The organism is Sphingomonas arabinosi, from assembly GCF_036663715.1.
In the GTDB taxonomy this organism is placed as follows: domain Bacteria; phylum Pseudomonadota; class Alphaproteobacteria; order Sphingomonadales; family Sphingomonadaceae; genus Sphingomonas.
In genome coordinates, this window is sequence record NZ_JAXOJN010000001.1 from 45,679 (window position 1) to 63,560 (window position 17,882).

Genomic DNA, 17,882 nt, shown 5'->3' on the forward strand with positions numbered 1-17,882 from the left:
CCACATCTGCTCTCCCCACCGAAGAAGGGGGAAGGGGCAGGGCGGGTGGCGAACCGAGTTCGTCGGCTACCCAAGCAACCAGATAAGCTGCCGCGTCTCCACCCATGGCATCGGCTTGCCATCCTTGCCGATCGCAGGCTCATAATGTCCGCGTTTGGCGATTTGCTTGCAGGCCGCCGCGTCCAGGGTCGGATTGCCGCTCGATCGTACGACGATGCAATTGTTCACTTTGCCCTGCGTATCGATCATCCAGCGGACGGTGGTGTCGCCGCCATGACGGTTCATTGCGGCTTCCAGGGGGAAGGTGAACCATTTCACGACGTCGCCGATCGGTTTCGCCGGAACCGCCATTTGCGTCGGATCGACGCCCCAGGATTTGATCTGGTCGATTTCGCACGTACCGAGTGCGTCGATCGCCTTGCCCGGACGGTCCAGCGTGAAGGTTATCGGGGGCTGATCGAACTCCTCGATCGTCACCGCCGTCGCGGCGGCAAGTGCGGCGATCTGCTCCCGGGTAGTCACGAACCGCAACATCCGCTGGCGTCCGTTCGGAATTCGCAAGCTGACCCCAAGCGTCAGCGTCAACCGATCTGAACCCGCCACCTTCATCGTGACGAGACCTCGCCGAAGCTGTTCATCGGGTGTGTCGGCGAACAGCACGACGATCTCGGTCTGGAAATCCGCGGGTGACTGCCGAAAGCCGAGCGTGATCTTTGCGGACTCGGCAACGAACGGTCGGGTAAGCTGGCAAAGGTCCTGCTGATAGTCCAATGTCCATTTGCCCGCCGGGCTGTAGGTCGCCGTGGCAGCCGCCGCCAAGACAAGCGCAGCGATCATCGCATCCTCCTCCACTTCGGACGGCCTGTTGGCCTTACCCCCGGATGCTAGCTGCCAACTGGCCGACTTCAAGCGATGGTTTTCGGTGGAGCGACGGCCGCGAACCTAACCGCCGACGCGCACCGCCAGCAATCGCGCTACCTTCGCCTTGAACGCGCGGAGTTTCTCGCCGGACAGTGCCGCCACGCTCGCGAACGAGACCGAGCGCGGGTTGATCGCCGCGCCGTTCTTCCACACTTCCCAGTGCAGATGCGGGCCCGTCGATATGCCGGTCGAGCCGACATAGCCTATCACCTGGCCGGCGCGCACCCGGGTACCGGACGAAACCGCGATCCGGCTCATATGGCCGTAGCCGCTCGCCATCCCGCGGCCGTGCGTCAGCTTGACGAAATTGCCGTAGCCGCCCGTCCGCCCCGCGAACGCGACGACGCCGTCGGTCATCGCATGGATCGGCGAGCCGTAGGGCGCACCGATGTCGAGCCCCTTGTGCATCCGCGTGAAGCCGAGCAGCGGGTGGAACCGCATCCCGTAATTCGAGGTGATCCGCCCGCTGACCGGCATCCCCGACACCGCGCGGCGCTCGGTCTGACCGTTCGCATCGAACCATCCCCCGCGGCGTCCTTCGTCATCGGCATCGACGCTTGCCGCATCGGGGGCGAAACGGACGAGCTGCACCTTGCGGCGCCCCTGGTCGATGCCGGCGAACACCAGGTCGCCGATTTGGGTCTCGCCGGTCGCGGCACGCTGGCGCTCGACGATCACGTCGAAGCTGTCCGCCGCGGTGACTTCGCGGCCGATCGACAGCCGGGTCGAGATCGCCTTGATGAACGACTCCACGGCCTTTCCGGGAACACCGGCGGCGCGCGCGGAGCGGTACAGGCTGGAGCCGACCAGGCCCTGGATACGCAACGGCGTCGAGTCGACCGCGATCGGCTTGCGGTTCACGGCCAGCCCGCCTGCGCCACGCGTCAGCGACAGCGCCAGATCGAACCGTGCGCGGAAATCCAGCTGCTCCAACGGCCGCGCGACCGTCCGGTCCGGTCGGCGTCCGAGCGTCAGCGCGATCCGCGTGCCGGCCGGTATCACTTTGGGATCAACCGACTGCGCGACCAGCGCCGCGGCCGCTTCGGCATCGGTGCGTCCGACGCCCGCGCGCATCAAAACCCGGTCGAACGCGTCGCCCTGGCCCAGCGTCGCGGAGAGTTCGAGCGTCGGCCTTTCAGGCGCATTGGCGAGCGGCGCGACGAGATCGTTCGCCGCCATCCGCCGCCCGGTGGTCGCGCCCTGGCCGAGCGGCGCGATGCCCTGCGCCCGCGTTTCTTCCCACTCGGCGCCAGCAAGCGGCGCCGGCACCGCACCGACCAGCGGCTTGAACCCCGGCGCCAGCATCACGGTCGCGGCGCAGAGCGCGGTGCATGTCGCGAGCCCGCGCCACCAGTCGCGGCTACCGATCTGCGCACCGAGATCGGGCACCCAGTCGATCCGCGACCGGGCCGGTGTCGGCGCGTCGTCGCGCTGTCGGCCGACCGCACGACCAAAGCCACGCCCGCCGCCGCCCGCCAGTTCCAGCGCCTGATCGTTCTGCAAATACACGTGTGCCCGCCCCGAAATCGCGTCCAAATCCTCGCGCGCGGTCGCTCCCCGGCGCAGGCGTCGGGTTGTGGCGGTGATATGCTAAAGTCAAATTAACCCGGGCTGCCGATGCCCTGCCGACGGCGGACCGTGCTCGTGCCGGGGCGGACGAAACTTAGCAGCCGATGCTTGGCTCTCCTGTCTGGTTTTAGAGGGCGTCCGAACCCGATCCACCACCCCGGCGAAGGCCGGGGCCCAATTGGGTAGGCCAAGGTGACGAAGCGCTGACCTCCGTCAAGCCTGTCCCCCACTTGGGCCCCGGCCTCCGCCGGGGTGGTACTGGATCGAGGCGACGCTCGAGCTGCGCGATCGAGCGAAAGAACCCGGCAGTCCACCCCATCAACACCCCGCAATTCCCCACAGGTCATTGCGCCAGCCCACTTAACCCCCGATGTTGTCAGCCATGAGCGATGATGTCTCCGCTGGCGTGACCGCAGTTCTCGGCCCGACCAACACGGGCAAGACGTACCTCGCGATCGAGCGGATGTGCGCGCATTCGAGCGGCATGATCGGCTTCCCCCTTCGCCTGCTCGCCCGCGAGGTCTACGACCGCGTCGTCGCGATCAAGGGCGCGAACCGCGTGGCGCTCGTCACCGGCGAAGAGAAGATCGTTCCCCCCGACGCACGCTGGTTTCTGTGCACCGCCGAGTCGATGCCCGACCGCGACGTCGCGTTCGTCGGTATCGACGAAGCCCAACTCGGCGCGGACCCCGAACGCGGCCACGTCTTCACCGATCGGTTGTTGCGCTCGCGTGGACGCGAGGAGACGATGATCCTCGGCTCCGAAGCGTTGCGGCCGATGATCAAGGCGCTCGTCCCCAAGGCGGAGATCGTCAACCGGCCGCGCTTCTCCACGCTGACCTATGCCGGCGCGAAGAAGATCAGCCGGTTGCCCAAGCGTTCGGCGATCGTCGCGTTCTCGGCCGAAGAAGTGTACGCGGTCGCCGAGATGCTGCGGCGCCTGCGTGGCGGCGCGGCAGTGGTGATGGGCGCGCTGTCACCCCGCACCCGCAACGCGCAGGTCGCGATGTTCCAGGCAGGCGAGGTCGATTACCTCGTCGCCACCGACGCGATCGGCATGGGTCTCAACATGGACGTCGCGCACGTCGCGTTCGCCAGCCTCAACAAGTTCGACGGCAAGCGCCAGCGTCGCCTGACGGTCGCGGAGATGGCGCAGATCGCCGGCCGTGCCGGACGTCACCAGCGCGACGGCACGTTCGGCGCTCTGTCCGACGACGGCCCCGGCGCGTTTCTGCCCGAGGAAGTGCTGGCAATCGAAGAGCACCGCTTCCCGCGTCTCGAAAACCTCTATTGGCGGCAGGGCGAGCCTGACTTCGCGAGCATCGACGCCCTGATCGCCAGCCTCGAAGCGCGTCCCCCCGCGGGCGTTTTGCGCGCCGCGCCCCAGGCACTCGATCTCGGCGTATTGAAGCGGTTGGCGGAAGAGGGCTGGGTCCGTGAACGGGCGCGGCATCCGGCGATGGTCGCGCGGCTCTGGGCGGCGTGCGGCGTGCCGGATTTCCGGAAGGTCGGCCTCGATCCTCATGCCCGCTTCGTGTCGCGGCTGTTCGGGCATCTGAGTGAGGGGCGGGGGCACATCCCGCACCAGTGGTTCGCCGACGAGATCGCGCGGCTCGATACGGTGGCGGGCGACGTGCCGGTAATCGCCGGGCGGATCGCCGCCACCCGCATCTGGGCCTATATCGCGCAGCGCGCCGACTGGCTCGCCGAGCCGACGCTTTGGGCCGCGCGCACCGCCGCGCTGGAGGAACGCCTGTCGGACGCGCTGCACGCGAGCCTGACGCAGCGGTTCGTCGACAAGCGCACGACCGCGCTGATGCGCCAGATCGGCGCGGATGCGGGCGCGCTGCCGGTGGTGATCGGGCCCGAGGGCGAGGTGATGGTCGAGGATCATCCGATCGGTCGCCTCGACGGCTTCCGCTTCACGGTCGCGGCGGACGCGCGGGCGAGCGACAAGCGCCTGCTGCTCGCGGCGGCGGAGAAGCGCCTGACGGGCGAACGTTCGCGCCGCGGCCAGTCGCTGGTCGATGCGCCCGATGCCGATATCGCGCTCGACGATGCGGCGCAGATCGTCTGGGCAGGTCACCCGGTCGCCAAGCTGGCAGCCGGCCCGTCGTTCGCCCGGCCGAAACTGATCCTCGACCGCTCGCTCGATTGCCTCGACAAGCCGGCGCGCGACCGGATCGAGACGCGGCTGTCGCTATGGCTCGGCGCCATGCTCAAGAGACGGATTGCGGTGCTGGTCCACCTCGCCGAAATCAGCCGCGATGCGAATGCGACGCCCGCGTTGCGCGCCGTCGCCAGCGCGATCGAGGACGCCGGCGGGATCCTGCCGCGGTTGCCGATGCGGCTCGCGCTCGACGCGATCGACCCTGAGGAACGCAAGCGGCTGCGCAAGGTCGGTATCACGGTCGGCGCGCTCGACCTGTTCGACGCGCGGTTGCTCAAGCCCGAATCGGCGCGCTGGCGACGTATCCTCGCGGCTGCTCGTGGCATGACGATCACCGCCCCACGCGACGGCGCTACAGTGCTGGCGCGTGGCAGCGACGGTGCGGTGCTGGAGGCGGGGTTCCGCCCGCTCGGACTCCAGGCGGTCCGTGTCGACCTGATCGAGCGTATCGCCCGCGCGGCGCACGACTCGCGCCAGGGGCGGACGCCGTTTGCGCCCGATCCGGCGCTGGCCACCTCGATCGGCGTCGATCCGGCGTCGCTGGAGCGGTTGATGGCCGAGCTCGGGTTCAAGGCGCTGGCGGGGGACACGCCGCGCTGGGTCTGGCGTGGCCGACCGCCCGCTCGCCCAGCGACGCCTACGCCGATCGACCCGTCGCGGCAGAACGCCTTTGCCGGGCTAGCTGCACTGGTCCGCCATGGTTGAAGGCGCGATGCGGATCGATCGGTTCCTGTGGTTCGTGCGGCTCGCAAAGACGCGTAGCGCCGCGCAGGCGATCGCCGAGAAGGGGCATCTCCGCATCGACGGCCGCCCGATCGACCGTGCGCACTGCCCGGTACGGATCGGCAACGTGCTGACCTTCGCGGCATACGACCAGGTTCGGGTGATCCGGATCGAGGCGCTACCGGCGCGGCGGGGGCCGGCGCCCGAAGCTCAAGCGTGCTACCAGGATCTGATTGCGGGCCAGACCCCCGCCGGCACCATCCGCGACCCTGCCTCCGAATGAGGTATCTCGACACTAGCGATCGTTGAAGTGGACGACAGCACCACACCCCCCGTCATCCTGACGAAAGTCAGGACCCAAAGTTATGAAACGCTGTCCTTTGGTATCCTGGGTGCTGACTTTCGTCAGGATGGCGGCGGGGGGCGTGGGCGGGGGAGGATTTAGGGGACGACAAAGCCTGATAACGTCTCGCACAAGCCCAGCTATGATTGACGCGACCGGCCTGCGCGCATAGTCGCTGGCGCGTTCGTCGCCGGAAAGGAATCCGGCCCAGGAGTTCTGCAATGACCTACGTCGTCACCGATGCCTGCATCCGCTGCAAGTACATGGACTGCGTGGAAGTGTGCCCGGTCGACTGCTTCTACGAAGGCGAGAACATGCTGGTGATCAATCCCAGCGAGTGCATCGACTGCGGCGTGTGCGAGCCCGAATGCCCCGCCGAAGCGATTCTGCCCGACACCGAGAGCGGGCTGGAACAGTGGCTCGAGCTGAATACGACCTTCTCGGCGCAATGGCCCAACGTCACGCGCAACGACAACCAGACGCCGCCGGATGCCGACGCGATGAAGGGTGTCGATGGCAAGTTCGACAAGTATTTCTCGCCCGAGCCCGGCGCAGGCGACTGACGGGACGCGGCCAAACCCCGATGGGGCAAGCCGCCTGCCATGATCGGCTGGTAATTTTGTTGCAAAGCTGCTATTGGGTCCGCGACGGGTGCGATGACGATAGTCGTGTGCCTGGCGTGAGTTAGACCTATCCCTCCCCCGATGCAGCTGCGACGAGTCCTTCGTCGAGGCGTCGCGGCGAGGCCTGATCCGGAAAGGCCCCAAATGGCTGCCAAGGCACTGTCCTTCGATGTCGGTGATTTCGTCGTTTATCCAAAGCACGGGGTCGGCCGTGTGATCGAGCTCCAGCGCTCGGAAATCGCCGGCATGACACTGGAACTCTACGTCCTGCGGTTCGAGAAGGAGCGCATGACGCTCCGCGTACCGACCAACAAGGCCGAAAGCGTCGGCATGCGCAAGCTGTCGTCGGATAAGACGATGCGTGAGGCGATGGACACGCTCAAGGGCAAGCCCAAGGTCAAGCGCACCATGTGGTCGCGCCGTGCGCAGGAATATGAAGCCAAGATCAATTCGGGCGACCTCGTGTCGATCGCCGAAGTGGTCCGCGATCTGTTCCGCGCCGACGACCAGCCCGAGCAGAGCTATTCCGAGCGCCAGATCTTCGAAGGCGCGACCAGCCGCCTCGCGCGCGAACTGGCCGCGATGGAAGAGCTCGACGAGCCCAAGGCGCAGGAGAAGATCCTCGACATCCTCCGCGCCGCGGCTGCGATCTACAACAAGGACAAGGTGCCGGCTTAACCGCTGGGTGCTTTGCCAAGACGAAGGGGCGGTCCCGCGGGGCCGCCCTTTTTCGTTTTGGTACAGTCCGGGGAACGGCGCGAACCAGCCCGAACGGTCCTCGCGCTCCGCTCCGCATGGCTCCTGCGTGATAAGCGTCGGCGAATGACGGCGTCCAGCCGAACGCCACCCCTCAAACCCAGTCCTTCAACTTGCCCATGTCACCCCGGGGCAGGCTGCTCCCGAAGCGCAAGCTCTTCGGCCGCTCGGCAGCGGTCAGTCTGTCGGCGACTACGCGATCGAGCGCGGCGGACAGGTCGGCGGGGTCTCTCCCATCGATGGGCACGATGAAGGCTTTCAACCGGCCGTTCGCGTGGAGCCGCACCGCGACGTCCGCCACGCCGTCGGTGTCGCGTAGTATCCGCGCTACCCGGTCCGGCCATACATTGTGCCCGCCGACCTGCACGGCCCCGTCGCGCCGCCCGATCGGTCGTAGCGTGCGGTCTCCCGTTCGGTCGATCCTGTCGGGCAGGTCGACGCGTGCACCGCGACGATCGACGAGGTCCCAATCGCCATCGTCGCGCGGTGCCAGATGCCAGCGAGGCAACAGCGCGTAGGAGGGCGCCGGGATCTCGCGGATCGCGATCGCACTCGTTTCGGACGCGCCGTAGACGTCGACGAGACGCGCCAACCCCTTGGTCAAAAGATCTATCGCGACGCGATCGTCGAGCACGCCCGCGGAACTGACGCCGACGACGTCCTCCGGGAAACGCTGTATGATCCGCGACAGGGCCAGCCACTGCTCCGGTACCGCGACGACGATATCGCCCGCCGTCAGGTCCAGCGCAGCGCCGATTGTCCGAACGACGACGGGTATGCCCAGCACGTCCGGCAACAGCGCGGTCCAGATGATGCCGTACAGATGGTGCGCGGGGACCATCGCGACGACCCGCCGCCGATTCGCAAAGCGTGCGCCCATATGGGTGGCTTCGTCGAGCAGATCGGCAACGGCATGACGGCAAAGACGCGGCGCCCCGGTCGATCCCGACGTCGCGACAATTATCTGGCGATCGGGTTCGTCTTGGGCGGCCATGACCCAGTCGATCCACGCACCGACCCGCGCTGGCGGTTCGGATCCCAGCCGGTCGTCATCCAGGCCAAACGTCTCGGCCAAGGCCCCGAGCGCACCTAGCTGTTCGATCGAGTCCAGTCCCAGGCCCTCGTCGCCGATCGGCATATCCTGGGGCCAGTCCCGGGCCGGCAGACGGGCCGCATCGCCATCCCGCAGACGGCGCACCTCCGCGGCTACGACCGCGCAGGCGATCCGGTGCGCCGCGGATCGCCGCAGCCCCCCTATCTTCACGCCACGTCGGACCGGATATCGAACACCTGGTTCCGGCCCGCCCGCTTGGCGGCATAAAGACGCTTGTCCGCCAGCGCGATCAAGGCGTCGATCGATCCGTCGGCCTCCTCCAGCGTCGCGCAGCCGAGACTGGCCGTGACTTGCAGCACGCCCCCCGACGTTTCCACCGCGACGGTCGCGATCTCGGCACGCAGTTGCTCGGCAAGCGCCATGGCCTGTTCAAGGCGGTGGCGGGGGAGCAGGACGCCGAACTCCTCGCCACCCAAGCGCGCGAATATGCCGCTCGGCGGCAGCAGCGCGGTGCAGACCTCGGTCACCCGGCACAGCAGCGTGTCGCCGGCGGAGTGTCCGTGGCTGTCGTTGACCGCCTTGAAATGGTCCAGGTCGAGCGCGATCAGCGACAGCGGCTCGCGCAGGTCGCGCCAGCGTCCCTGTGCTTTCGCCATCATCTGGCTGAAATGGCGTCGGTTGGCAGCGCCGGTCAGGTGATCGCACGTCAGCAGACGCCGCAAATCCGCCGTCGCCGCCTCGCGCCGCGGCACGTCGCGCAGCACGACCGAGAACCGCCGCGGTTTCAGGGGATCGGCGCTGGACCGCGCGACGACCAGCCGTTGGCACCAATAGCGTTCGCCATCCGCGCGTCGCTGCCATCCCTCCTGCAGATGCCATCCCTCGCGACCGGCGATCACCAGTTGTTCGTCGAGGCGCATGTCGTCCCCCGGCACGTCGGTGCTCAGCACATCGGCAAGGTTATGTCCGGTGACGTCGGCCGGTGCGTGCCCCGTCTGACGCAGGAAGCAGCTATTGGCCGACGCGATCTCGCCCTCCGGCGTGATCGTCAGCGCGGCATAGCCTTGGGCGTCGTCGAGCAACGTGGCAAACCAGGTATCCGCCTGGCGCAGGCGGTTTTCCTGCACGACCTGCTGGCTGATGTCGGCGAGCGTGGCCATCAACCGATCGGGACCGAGCTTCACCAGCGTGCACGCCAGCACCTTCGGCGTCAGGCCTTGCCGTCCCAGTCCGAGTTCGACGAAAATCCGGTGCCCGTCGCAGATTTTGCCCGTGGCAGGTCCGAACGTCGCCGCCATGCTCCGCAATTCCGGCGCATGTTGCTCGAATGCGGAGAACAGGTTGCTCGCGTCTCTCGCGCCGGCGAGTGGCAACAGATGTTGCATCGCATGCGGGTTCATCAGCCCGATCTCGCCCGCGGCGTTGCATTCGATCAACCCGACCGGACACGCATAGAGGAATTCGAGTAGCTCCTGCTCGCTGGAGACGTCCGTCATTCGTCCGGCCTCAGCGTTCGATGAGCACGTAGCGCCGCAGGATCCCGGCCGTCGCAAGCAACCGCAGCCGCACCTTGGTCGGCCGCATCCGCAACGTCAGGACGTACGGGACGATGTCGTCCAGTTCGGCCTCGTCCTCGAACCGCTGCGCGACCATGAAGTTGTTCATGCACTGCGCCACGACCTCGAAAAACGGGACCCCGACCACGGTCGCGGGATCGAGCCCCGACAATCGGGCTTCCGTCGCATTGTAGGTTTGCACGGTCGTATCGGCGGCAAATCCGACCACCCCGAACGGTAGCGCATCACGCTCGCGTTCGCTCATCGCGTCCAGATCACGCAATGGTATCGATTCGAAACTCGATTCGGTTGCTGGCATGGTCGGTGGCTCCCTGACGACGCATGCCCGAACATCCTTAAATATTGCCTTCATTTCAAGAATATGAAGTCTGCAAAATCATGGCGCTGGCAATGCCATGCCCGAACGCGCGCGCGTGAAGATCGGCGCAACGTTTTCCGGCATTATTTGCGCAGGAAGATTTGATTTAGAAAGTCAGGTATCCCCTCGCTCGACCCGCCGGCCGGATTGCCGATCCGAAAGCCAGGCGGCGAATTGCTCGGCCTCCATCGGTCGTCCGAACCAGAAGCCTTGCGCCTCCTCGCACCCTAGCCGCGTGAGGATCGCCGCGGCTTCTGACGTTTCGATACCTTCCGCAACGACACGGTAGCCGAGCTTGTGCGCAAGACAGATCATCGCCTCCACCAGGACGAAATCCGGTCCGGTCGCCTGGGTCAGGTTCCGCATGAACGCCTGGTCGATCTTAACGATTCGCGCCGGCAGCCGTTGGAGATAGGCAAGGCTGCTGTGCCCCGTCCCGAAATCGTCGATCGCGAGGCAGACACCGGCATCGGCCAGTTCGCGCAGCATGGCGAGCGCCTGGTCCGGCTGGTCCATGATCGCGCTCTCGGTCAGCTCGATTTCCAGACGTTCGGGTGCCAGCTTGCGCTTCGACAGCGCGACCCGGATCCGCTCGATGAGATCCGCTTCGCTCAGGTTGGCGGCAGAGATATTCACCGACAGAACCGGTGCGATGCCCGCACGGTCCCATGTCACCAACTGATCCATCGTCGCATCCAGGACCCATTGCGTCGTCGGTCGGGCCAACGATGTCTGCTCGATGATCGGAATGAATTCGGCGGCGGAGACTTCCCCCAGTCGCGGGTGTCGCCACCGAAGCAACGCCTCGGCGCCTCGACAGCGGCCGGTCGCCAGTTCGATCCGCGGCTGGTACATCAGGCGTAACTGATCGCCCGCTTCGAGCGCCGCACCGAAATCCTGCAACAGGCCGTATTGACGGCGGTGCGCCGTGTCGTTGGCGGGTGAATGGAGGGCGATCGAACCCTCCGCACTCCGCGCATCCTGCGCCGCGCTCGCCGCGCCGCGCAGGACGTCGTCCGCCGACACGGTGCCGACGATAAACGACCTGACGCCGATCGCCACGTTTGTGACGAAGCGAACGGACGACGACGCGTGCATTTTTTCGAAACTCGATTTTAGTAGCGTCACGTACGCCATCTGCTCGACCCCGGGGGGCGAGATGAACGCGAATTGGGCGTTGCCGATCTGATAGGCGACTCGCCCGGGTCCTAGCGTCACGCGGAGCGATTGCGATGCCTCGCGAATGAAGTCGTCGACCCGCGCCAGCCCCAATGCGCGCGTGATCCGGCTGATCTGGTCGTCACGTGCCATATCGACGACGACGGCAAAGCGCTGTTCGCCCGGATTGTCTCGCTCGAGATCGATAAAATCGTCGCGAAACTGGTTCCTGGTCGGCAGGCCGCTGACGGGATCGATCCGTCCGAACGCATGCTGCAATTCGATCTGCGCCATGACCATCGCCGCCAGGTCGACCAGGTCGACCAGGGCGGCTAGCTCGGCGTCGGTCGCCTTCCGGGGCTCGGTTCCCAATACGCAGAGCGATCCAAGGCCGAAGCCATCACGGGTGACCAGCGGGGCACCGGCATAAAACCGGGTGCCGGAGCGGCCCAATACACTGTTGGCGTAACAGGGATCGGCCTGAAAATCCTCGATGACGATCAGTTCAGACGACTCGGCCACCTGAGCGCACGGTGCGGTCTCCCGCGGGATGCTGTCATGCCCGACGCCGACGCGCGACTTGAACCACTGGCGGTCGCGATCGGTCAGCGATATCGCCGCTACGGGCAGGCCGAAGATCTGGCTCGCCATCCGCGTAATGCGATCGAAGCCCTCGCTTGGCGGGGTATCGAGCAACTTCAGCTGATGTAATGCATCCAGCCGGGCATCTTCGTGATGGTCGCGCACACGATTCCTTTCACGATCCCGTCTATATTCAAAACCTTAACTGTTTAACCTATGTCAGATATCGGAAAGACAACCTAGGTTTTAGCAAGCTGGGTGCCAGCTATTTTGTACAGCGTTGCAATGCCGGTGCCGGGGAAGATCTGCCGCCAGCTGGAACAGGCACGCTAAAAATCGGCGTGAAGATGAACGAAATGTCATTTATGGTTTACCTCGTCCCGTAGTCGCGGCTAGGGAGCTGCCTTCGAAAAGGGTCGCAAGGTGATGATGCGGAAGGCTATTTCTCTTTCCGTGGGCGCGTGCCTGCCGGTGTTGGCGGCGTGCAACCAGCACCAGTCGACGCTCGCCCCGTTCGGTGAGGAAGCGGACAAGGTCCTCTCGATCACCATCGTCCTGGTCATCGGCGCCGTCATTCTTGCGGGCGGCCTCGCGCTGCTCATGCGCCATGCGATGCGCGCGCCCGAGGGTCGGCTGACGCACAAGGGCGGCATGAAGCTGGTGCTGTGGCTCGGCGGCATCGGCCCCTCGATCATCCTGCTCGCGCTGTTGCTCTACGCTCTCCCTGCGATGCGCCCGCGCGAAGTCGCCAACAATGATCTCCGCATCGGTGTCGAGGGCGAGCAATTCTGGTGGCGCGTCCGCTACGCTCCGCCCGGCGGATCGGTGGTCGAGGCGGCCAACGAACTCCGCCTTCCCGTCGGCCGCACCGTCGAGCTGTCGTTGCGCAGCCCCGACGTCATCCACAGCTTCTGGGTGCCTGGCCTCGCCGGCAAGATGGACATGATCCCCGGCCGCACCAACCGTCTCGTCGTTCGTGCGACCAAGGCGGGCACGTATCGCGGTGTCTGCGCGGAGTTCTGCGGGCTCGGCCACGCGCTGATGGCATTCGACGTGATCGCGATGGAGCCCGCCGCGTTCGAGCGCTGGCTCGCCGAGCAGGCCCGCCCCGCGACCGTCACAGCCTCCCCCGGCGCACGCCTGTTCGCCAGCTATGGCTGTAGCGGTTGCCACAGCGTCCGTGGGGTCGGACCGGTCGCGAAGATCGGCCCCGACCTCACGCATTTCGGCTCGCGCCCGACGCTCGCCGCAGGCGTCCTGCCGATGACCCGGGCCAACATCGCCGGCTTCGTCCGCAACCCGGCCAAGACCAAGCCTGGCGTTCGCATGCCCGCCTTCCCGCAGATGTCGCCCGCCGAGGCCGACCAGATCGCCAGCTATCTTCAGGGGCTCAAATGACCACCGAGAGCGCCCAGTACGTCGCCCCCGACCAGAACGATCCCGCGGTCCGCAAGGGCCAGGAAGATCGTCTGCGCGAAGTGTGGAAGCCCCCCTCGGGCTGGTTCTTCCGCTGGACCGACGTCAACAACAACCGGATCGGCGTGTGGTACACGCTGACCGCGTTCGGCTTCATGCTGTTCGCAGGCGTGCTCGCGCTGATCATGCGGACGCAGCTGGCGGTGCCGAACAACGACCTCGTCACGGCGAACACCTTCAACCAGCTGTTCACGCTGCACGGCTCGATGATGATGTTCCTGTTCGCGGTGCCGATGTTCGAGGCGGTGTCGATCATTCTGTTGCCGCAGCTGCTGGGCGCACGCGACCTGCCGTTTCCGCGGCTGTCGGGGTTCGGATATTGGAGCTTCCTGATCGGCGGCGTGTTCGTGTCGGGCTCGATCTTCTTCGACGCGGCGCCCGATGGCGGCTGGTTCATGTATCCGCCGCTGACGACGCGCACCGATCTGAGTGGGCTCGGCGCGGATATCTGGATGCTGGGCTTGAGCTTCATCGAGGTGTCGTCGGTCGCCGCCGCGGTCGAGCTGATCGTCGGCGTGCTGAAATGCCGCCCGCCCGGCATGCGCCTCAACCTGATGCCGCTCTACGCCTGGTACATCCTGGTCGTCGCGGTGATGATCTTGTTCGCGTTCCCGCCGCTGATCGCCGGCGACGTACTGTTCGAGATGGAGCGGCTGCTGAACTGGCCGTTCTTCAACGCGGAGAAGGGCGGCGACCCGCTGTTGTGGCAGCACCTGTTCTGGATCTTCGGACACCCGGAAGTCTACATCGTCTTTCTGCCGTCGATCGCGCTGTTCGCGATGCTGATCCCGACGTTCGCGCAACGCCATCTGCTCGGCTATCCGTGGATCGTGCTGGCGGCGGTCGGCACCGCATTCCTGAGCTTCGGGCTGTGGGTCCACCACATGTTCACGACCGGGTTGCCGAAGATCAGCCTAGCCTTCTTCGCGGCTGCATCCGAAGCGGTGGCGATCCCGACCGGCGTGCAGATCTTCGTGTTCATCGCGACGCTCTGGGCGGGCAACGTCAAGAAATCGACGCCGCTGCTCTACGCGACCGGCAGCCTCGCCGTGTTCGTGATCGGCGGGCTGACCGGCGTGATGGTCGCGGTCGCGCCGTTCGACTGGCAGGCGCACGACACCTATTTCATCGTCGCGCATCTCCATTACGTGCTGATCGGCGGGACGCTGCTGCCGCTGTTCGCCGGGCTCTATTATTACTGGCCGCTGGTGACGGGGAAAAAGCTCAGCGACCGTATGGGACGCACCGCGTTCTGGATCATGTTCGTCGGCATGAACCTCACCTTCTTCCCGATGCACCTGTCCGGCCTGCTCGGGATGCCGCGCCGCGTCTTCACCTATCCGGAGGAACTCGGGATCGGCGGGCTCAACCTCGCGTCGACCGCCGGCTCGTACATGTTCGCGGCCGGCGTCGCGATCGTCTGCATCGACCTCGCCTTGTCGCCGCGCCGTCCGAAGGCCCCGCGCAACCCGTGGAATGCCGGCACGCTGGAATGGCTCGCACTGCCGGAGGACGAGGATTGGGGCATCCGCTCGGTGCCGCTGATCGAGAGCCGCTATCCGATCTGGGACCAGAAGAACTTCGTCCAAAAGGTCGACGAGGGCCGTTTCTTCCTGCCCGACGCGGAGGAGATGCGACGCGAGTCGATCATCACCACCGTTCTCGATGCGCGGCCGTTGCAGGTGATCCGCCTCGGTACGCCGAGCGTAAAGCCGATGATGACCGCGGTCGCGCTAGCCGGCGTGTTCATCCTGACGACCTACCACCTCTATCTCCTGTCGGCGTTGAGCGGCGTCGCGACGCTCGCCTGCGTGCTGTGGTGGCTGTGGACCGGCACCGCCGAGATCCCGGAAAAGCCGACCAAGCATATTGGCCACGGCATCGAAGTGCCGCTCTACACCTCAGGCCCGTCGGCGCCGGGCTGGTGGGCGATGTTCATCACGATGATGGCGGACGCGACCGCGTTCTCGGGGCTGGTATTCGGCTATTTCTTCTTCTGGACGATCCACAATGATTTCCCGCCGACCGGCGTAGGGCTGAACGGTCCGGGCGTATTCTGGCCGATGGTCGCATTGGCGCTGACGCTCACCGGCTGGGCCGCCACCGTCGGCGCGCGCGAAGTGCATCGCCGCGGCAACGTCGCCGCGGGCCGCGCGCTGCTGGTCGTCGGGATCGTCGCGACGCTGTCGAGCCTGTTCGCCGGGCTCGCCGGGCCGTGGTATTCGGGGCTCGACCCCGAACTGCACGTCTACCCTGCGATCGTCTGGACGCTGGCGATCTGGACCGCGGTGCACGCCGCGATCGGGGTCATCATGCAGGCCTACACGCTCGCGCGCAGCCTCGCGGGGAAGATGACGCCGGTCTATGACGCGGACCTGCGCAACATCACCGTGTACCACCATTTCCTCGCGCTGACCGGCATCGTGACGTTCTGCACGATCGGCCTGTTCCCGGGGGTCGCATGACCGAGCCAAAGCCCAGCCGGAAGTCCGAGTCCGACCGAAAGCATTGGGCGCGCGACCTAAAGGTGACGCTCTGGACCTTGATCGTCCCGCCGACGATCTGGGCCGTACATTTCCTGTTCTGCTATTTGTGGGTGGCGGTCACCTGCGCGAAATCGCCGACCCCGGGGACCGCCTTGACCGGCTTTCCGCTCGCGACGCTGATCGCGACGATCGTGGCGCTGCTGGCGATCGTCGCGGCGGGCTATATCGCGCGCGTCCAGTCGGAGACGCCAGGCGATCCGGCGCCGCACGAACAGGGCACGGCGATCGACCGCCTCCGCTTCCTCGCGCTGTCGACGCGGTTGCTGGCGGGGCTGAGCTTCGTCGCGGTGATCTTCACCGCGTTGCCGGTCATCGTGTTCGGCGATTGTCGATGAGGCGGGTGCCGATGAGACGCGCGAGCCTTGCACTGGGCGTCGCACTCGTCCCGATCGGCTGGGCGTTCGCCGCCGCCCCGCTCGGCATGGTCGGGCACATGGCCGGACACATGATCGCGGTCGCGGTCGCGGCACCGTTCCTGGCGTACGGCATCGCCGGCAGCCGCTTCGATCCGGCTGAGCGCTGGCCTGCGATCGTGGCCCCGCTCGCGATGTCGCTCGTCGAGCTGGTCGTCGTGTGGCTCTGGCACCTCCCCGCGTTGCGGCTCCGCGTCGACATGCAGCCATTCGCGTTGCTGATCGAGCAGGCGAGCTTCCTGGCGGCGGGCGTCCTCCTCTGGAGCGCCGTGCTCGGCACCCGCACCGGCGGCGCGAGCGATCGACGCGCGTCGGGTGTCGCGGCGATGTTGCTGACCTCGATGCACATGACGCTGCTCGGCGCGCTGATCGGCCTCGCCCCGCGCCCGCTCTACGCGATGATGGAGATGCACCCGGCCGCACATGGCCTGGACGCACTCGAAGATCAGCAACTCGGCGGCGTCGTCATGTTGATGGTCGGCGCGGCGAGCTATTTCATCGGCGGGCTCGCGATGCTCGGCGGACTATTGAAGACACGGAGCGCGACCGCATGACGATCCGGATTACCTGGGCGCGCGCCGCCGCCACCATCGTCGCGCTGGCGCTCGCGGGGCTGTTGTTCGCCTGGTCGGGCGTGTTCAACATCGCCGCCTCGTCGGGCCATTGGAAGATCACCGACTGGTTCCTCCACTGGACGATGCGCAACTCGGTCCGCACCTATGCCGCCGTCACCGCCCCCGACGATCCCAAGGCGAACGCGGGGCCCAAGGCGAACGGCGGCCTCGTCAGCGCCGCCGGCCACTTCAAGGCAAGCTGCGCCTCGTGCCACGGCGCCCCCGGCGTCCGCCCGCTTCCCGTGATGCAGTCCGCCACGCCGCCCGCACCGAACTTGTCGATCAACGCGCGCGAATGGACCGACAAGCAGATCTTCTGGATCCTCAAGCACGGCGTCAAATACACCGGCATGCCCGGCTGGGCGGCCAAGGACCGCGACGACGAGGTCCGCCGCATGGTCGCCTTCGTCCGCTTGCTCCCCGAAATGTCGCCGGCCGCCTACCGCGCGCTGACCGACGTCCCTACATCGTCCGGCAAAACCGACGACGCCAGGATCGCCACATGCGCCGGCTGTCACGGCGCCGACGGAAACGGCCGTGGCCAGCCGGACATCCCCGTGCTCGGCGGCCAGAGCCCTGCCTATCTCCGCGCGGCGTTGGAGGCCTATGCCACCGGCAGGCGCCAGAGCGCGGTGATGTCGAATGCCGCCGCGACGCTGACCCCGGCCGAGATGACACGGCTGGCCGACCACTTCGCCGCGATGCCGGGCATCGGCCGCGCAACGCCGTCCGGCTCGACCGAAGCCGCGAAGATCGCCCGCGAAGGGTTGCCGAAAGTCCAGCTCCCCGCCTGCGCGAGCTGCCACGCCCCCGGCAAGCCCTACCCGGTCCTCGCCGGCCAGCGGGCCAGCTACATCGCGCAACGTCTTCGCCACTGGCGCGGCGAGGAAACCGTGGTCGACGCACGCAAATCGCAGGCTACGATGCCGGTCATCGCTCGCCGCATTCCCGAGGACATGATCGACCCGCTCGCGCGCTATCTCGCAGGCCGCTGACGTG

The 17,882-nt window shown here is 66.6% G+C and carries 15 protein-coding genes; 9 read left to right on the top strand and 6 right to left on the bottom strand.

What is annotated here, in order from left to right; genetic code table 11:
• Positions 1–66: 66 nt before the first annotated feature.
• The gene (locus tag U1708_RS00225) at positions 67–837 is read right to left on the bottom strand and encodes an energy transducer TonB (RefSeq protein WP_332741553.1); all 771 of its coding nucleotides are present in this window, start codon (positions 835–837) and stop codon (positions 67–69) included.
• Positions 838–942: 105 nt separating this feature from the next.
• A complete protein-coding gene (locus U1708_RS00230) occupies positions 943–2,430 on the bottom strand; it encodes a M23 family metallopeptidase (protein WP_332741555.1) in 1,488 nt (495 codons plus the stop codon).
• A gap of 442 nt (positions 2,431–2,872) precedes the next feature.
• Here U1708_RS00230 and U1708_RS00235 point away from each other — a divergent pair, with 442 nt between their 5' ends.
• From U1708_RS00235 to U1708_RS00250, 4 genes are all read left to right on the top strand, one after another.
• Positions 2,873–5,365: a helicase-related protein gene (locus U1708_RS00235; protein WP_332741557.1), complete on the top strand. Its 2,493-nt coding sequence runs from the start codon at positions 2,873–2,875 to the stop codon at positions 5,363–5,365.
• Positions 5,366–5,372: 7 nt separating this feature from the next.
• Entirely contained in the window at positions 5,373–5,666 is a 294-nt protein-coding gene (locus U1708_RS00240; RefSeq protein WP_307088142.1) for an RNA-binding S4 domain-containing protein, read from the top strand.
• Between the two features lie 281 nt (positions 5,667–5,947).
• Positions 5,948–6,289: a ferredoxin FdxA gene (fdxA, locus tag U1708_RS00245; protein ID WP_332741562.1), complete on the top strand. Its 342-nt coding sequence runs from the start codon at positions 5,948–5,950 to the stop codon at positions 6,287–6,289.
• Positions 6,290–6,493: 204 nt separating this feature from the next.
• The gene (locus U1708_RS00250) at positions 6,494–7,027 is read left to right on the top strand and encodes a CarD family transcriptional regulator (RefSeq protein WP_056053923.1); all 534 of its coding nucleotides are present in this window, start codon (positions 6,494–6,496) and stop codon (positions 7,025–7,027) included.
• A gap of 172 nt (positions 7,028–7,199) precedes the next feature.
• Here U1708_RS00250 and U1708_RS00255 read toward each other — a convergent pair whose 3' ends face one another.
• The 4 genes from U1708_RS00255 to U1708_RS00270 form a co-directional block, all read right to left on the bottom strand.
• On the bottom strand, positions 7,200–8,243 hold the full coding sequence (locus tag U1708_RS00255; protein WP_332741566.1) for an AMP-binding protein: 1,044 nt from the start codon (positions 8,241–8,243) through the stop codon (positions 7,200–7,202).
• Between the two features lie 122 nt (positions 8,244–8,365).
• The gene (locus tag U1708_RS00260) at positions 8,366–9,655 is read right to left on the bottom strand and encodes a GGDEF domain-containing protein (protein WP_332741568.1); all 1,290 of its coding nucleotides are present in this window, start codon (positions 9,653–9,655) and stop codon (positions 8,366–8,368) included.
• 10 nt (positions 9,656–9,665) lie between these two features.
• Positions 9,666–9,998 (bottom strand): phosphonate transporter, encoded by a 333-nt coding sequence (locus tag U1708_RS00265; RefSeq protein ID WP_332741570.1) that lies wholly within the window; start codon positions 9,996–9,998, stop codon positions 9,666–9,668.
• 210 nt (positions 9,999–10,208) lie between these two features.
• Positions 10,209–11,999 carry a putative bifunctional diguanylate cyclase/phosphodiesterase gene (locus U1708_RS00270; RefSeq protein WP_332741572.1) on the bottom strand — a complete coding sequence of 597 codons (1,791 nt, stop codon included), beginning with the start codon at positions 11,997–11,999 and terminating at the stop codon, positions 10,209–10,211.
• 264 nt (positions 12,000–12,263) lie between these two features.
• Here U1708_RS00270 and coxB point away from each other — a divergent pair, with 264 nt between their 5' ends.
• From coxB to U1708_RS00295, 5 genes are read left to right on the top strand one after another with little or no spacing between them, the layout of a single operon-like run.
• Positions 12,264–13,232: a cytochrome c oxidase subunit II gene (coxB, locus tag U1708_RS00275; protein WP_332742564.1), complete on the top strand. Its 969-nt coding sequence runs from the start codon at positions 12,264–12,266 to the stop codon at positions 13,230–13,232.
• Positions 13,229–15,775 carry a cytochrome c oxidase subunit I gene (gene ctaD, locus U1708_RS00280; protein ID WP_332741574.1) on the top strand — a complete coding sequence of 849 codons (2,547 nt, stop codon included), beginning with the start codon at positions 13,229–13,231 and terminating at the stop codon, positions 15,773–15,775. The genes coxB and ctaD overlap by 4 nt, the downstream gene beginning before the upstream one ends.
• Entirely contained in the window at positions 15,772–16,191 is a 420-nt protein-coding gene (locus U1708_RS00285; protein WP_332741576.1) for a hypothetical protein, read from the top strand. Before ctaD ends, U1708_RS00285 begins: the two co-directional genes overlap by 4 nt.
• 11 nt (positions 16,192–16,202) lie before the next feature.
• Positions 16,203–16,823 (top strand): cytochrome c oxidase assembly protein, encoded by a 621-nt coding sequence (locus U1708_RS00290; protein WP_332741578.1) that lies wholly within the window; start codon positions 16,203–16,205, stop codon positions 16,821–16,823.
• Entirely contained in the window at positions 16,820–17,878 is a 1,059-nt protein-coding gene (locus U1708_RS00295; protein WP_332741580.1) for a c-type cytochrome, read from the top strand. Before U1708_RS00290 ends, U1708_RS00295 begins: the two co-directional genes overlap by 4 nt.
• Positions 17,879–17,882 lie beyond the last annotated feature (4 nt).

Bases quoted from the DNA above. Each gene is read 5' to 3' on its own strand.
- U1708_RS00250 (WP_056053923.1), top strand. From the start codon at position 6,494: ATGGCTGCCAAGGCACTGTCCTTCGATGTCGGTGATTTCGTCGTTTAT.
- U1708_RS00255 (WP_332741566.1), bottom strand. From the start codon at position 8,243: ATGCCGATCGGCGACGAGGGCCTGGGACTGGACTCGATCGAACAGCTA.
- U1708_RS00295 (WP_332741580.1), top strand. From the start codon at position 16,820: ATGACGATCCGGATTACCTGGGCGCGCGCCGCCGCCACCATCGTCGCG.
- fdxA (WP_332741562.1), top strand. From the start codon at position 5,948: ATGACCTACGTCGTCACCGATGCCTGCATCCGCTGCAAGTACATGGAC.
- U1708_RS00290 (WP_332741578.1), top strand. From the start codon at position 16,203: ATGAGACGCGCGAGCCTTGCACTGGGCGTCGCACTCGTCCCGATCGGC.
- U1708_RS00225 (WP_332741553.1), bottom strand. From the start codon at position 837: ATGATCGCTGCGCTTGTCTTGGCGGCGGCTGCCACGGCGACCTACAGC.
- U1708_RS00285 (WP_332741576.1), top strand. From the start codon at position 15,772: ATGACCGAGCCAAAGCCCAGCCGGAAGTCCGAGTCCGACCGAAAGCAT.
- ctaD (WP_332741574.1), top strand. From the start codon at position 13,229: ATGACCACCGAGAGCGCCCAGTACGTCGCCCCCGACCAGAACGATCCC.
- U1708_RS00235 (WP_332741557.1), top strand. From the start codon at position 2,873: ATGAGCGATGATGTCTCCGCTGGCGTGACCGCAGTTCTCGGCCCGACC.
- coxB (WP_332742564.1), top strand. From the start codon at position 12,264: ATGCGGAAGGCTATTTCTCTTTCCGTGGGCGCGTGCCTGCCGGTGTTG.
- U1708_RS00260 (WP_332741568.1), bottom strand. From the start codon at position 9,655: ATGACGGACGTCTCCAGCGAGCAGGAGCTACTCGAATTCCTCTATGCG.
- U1708_RS00240 (WP_307088142.1), top strand. From the start codon at position 5,373: ATGCGGATCGATCGGTTCCTGTGGTTCGTGCGGCTCGCAAAGACGCGT.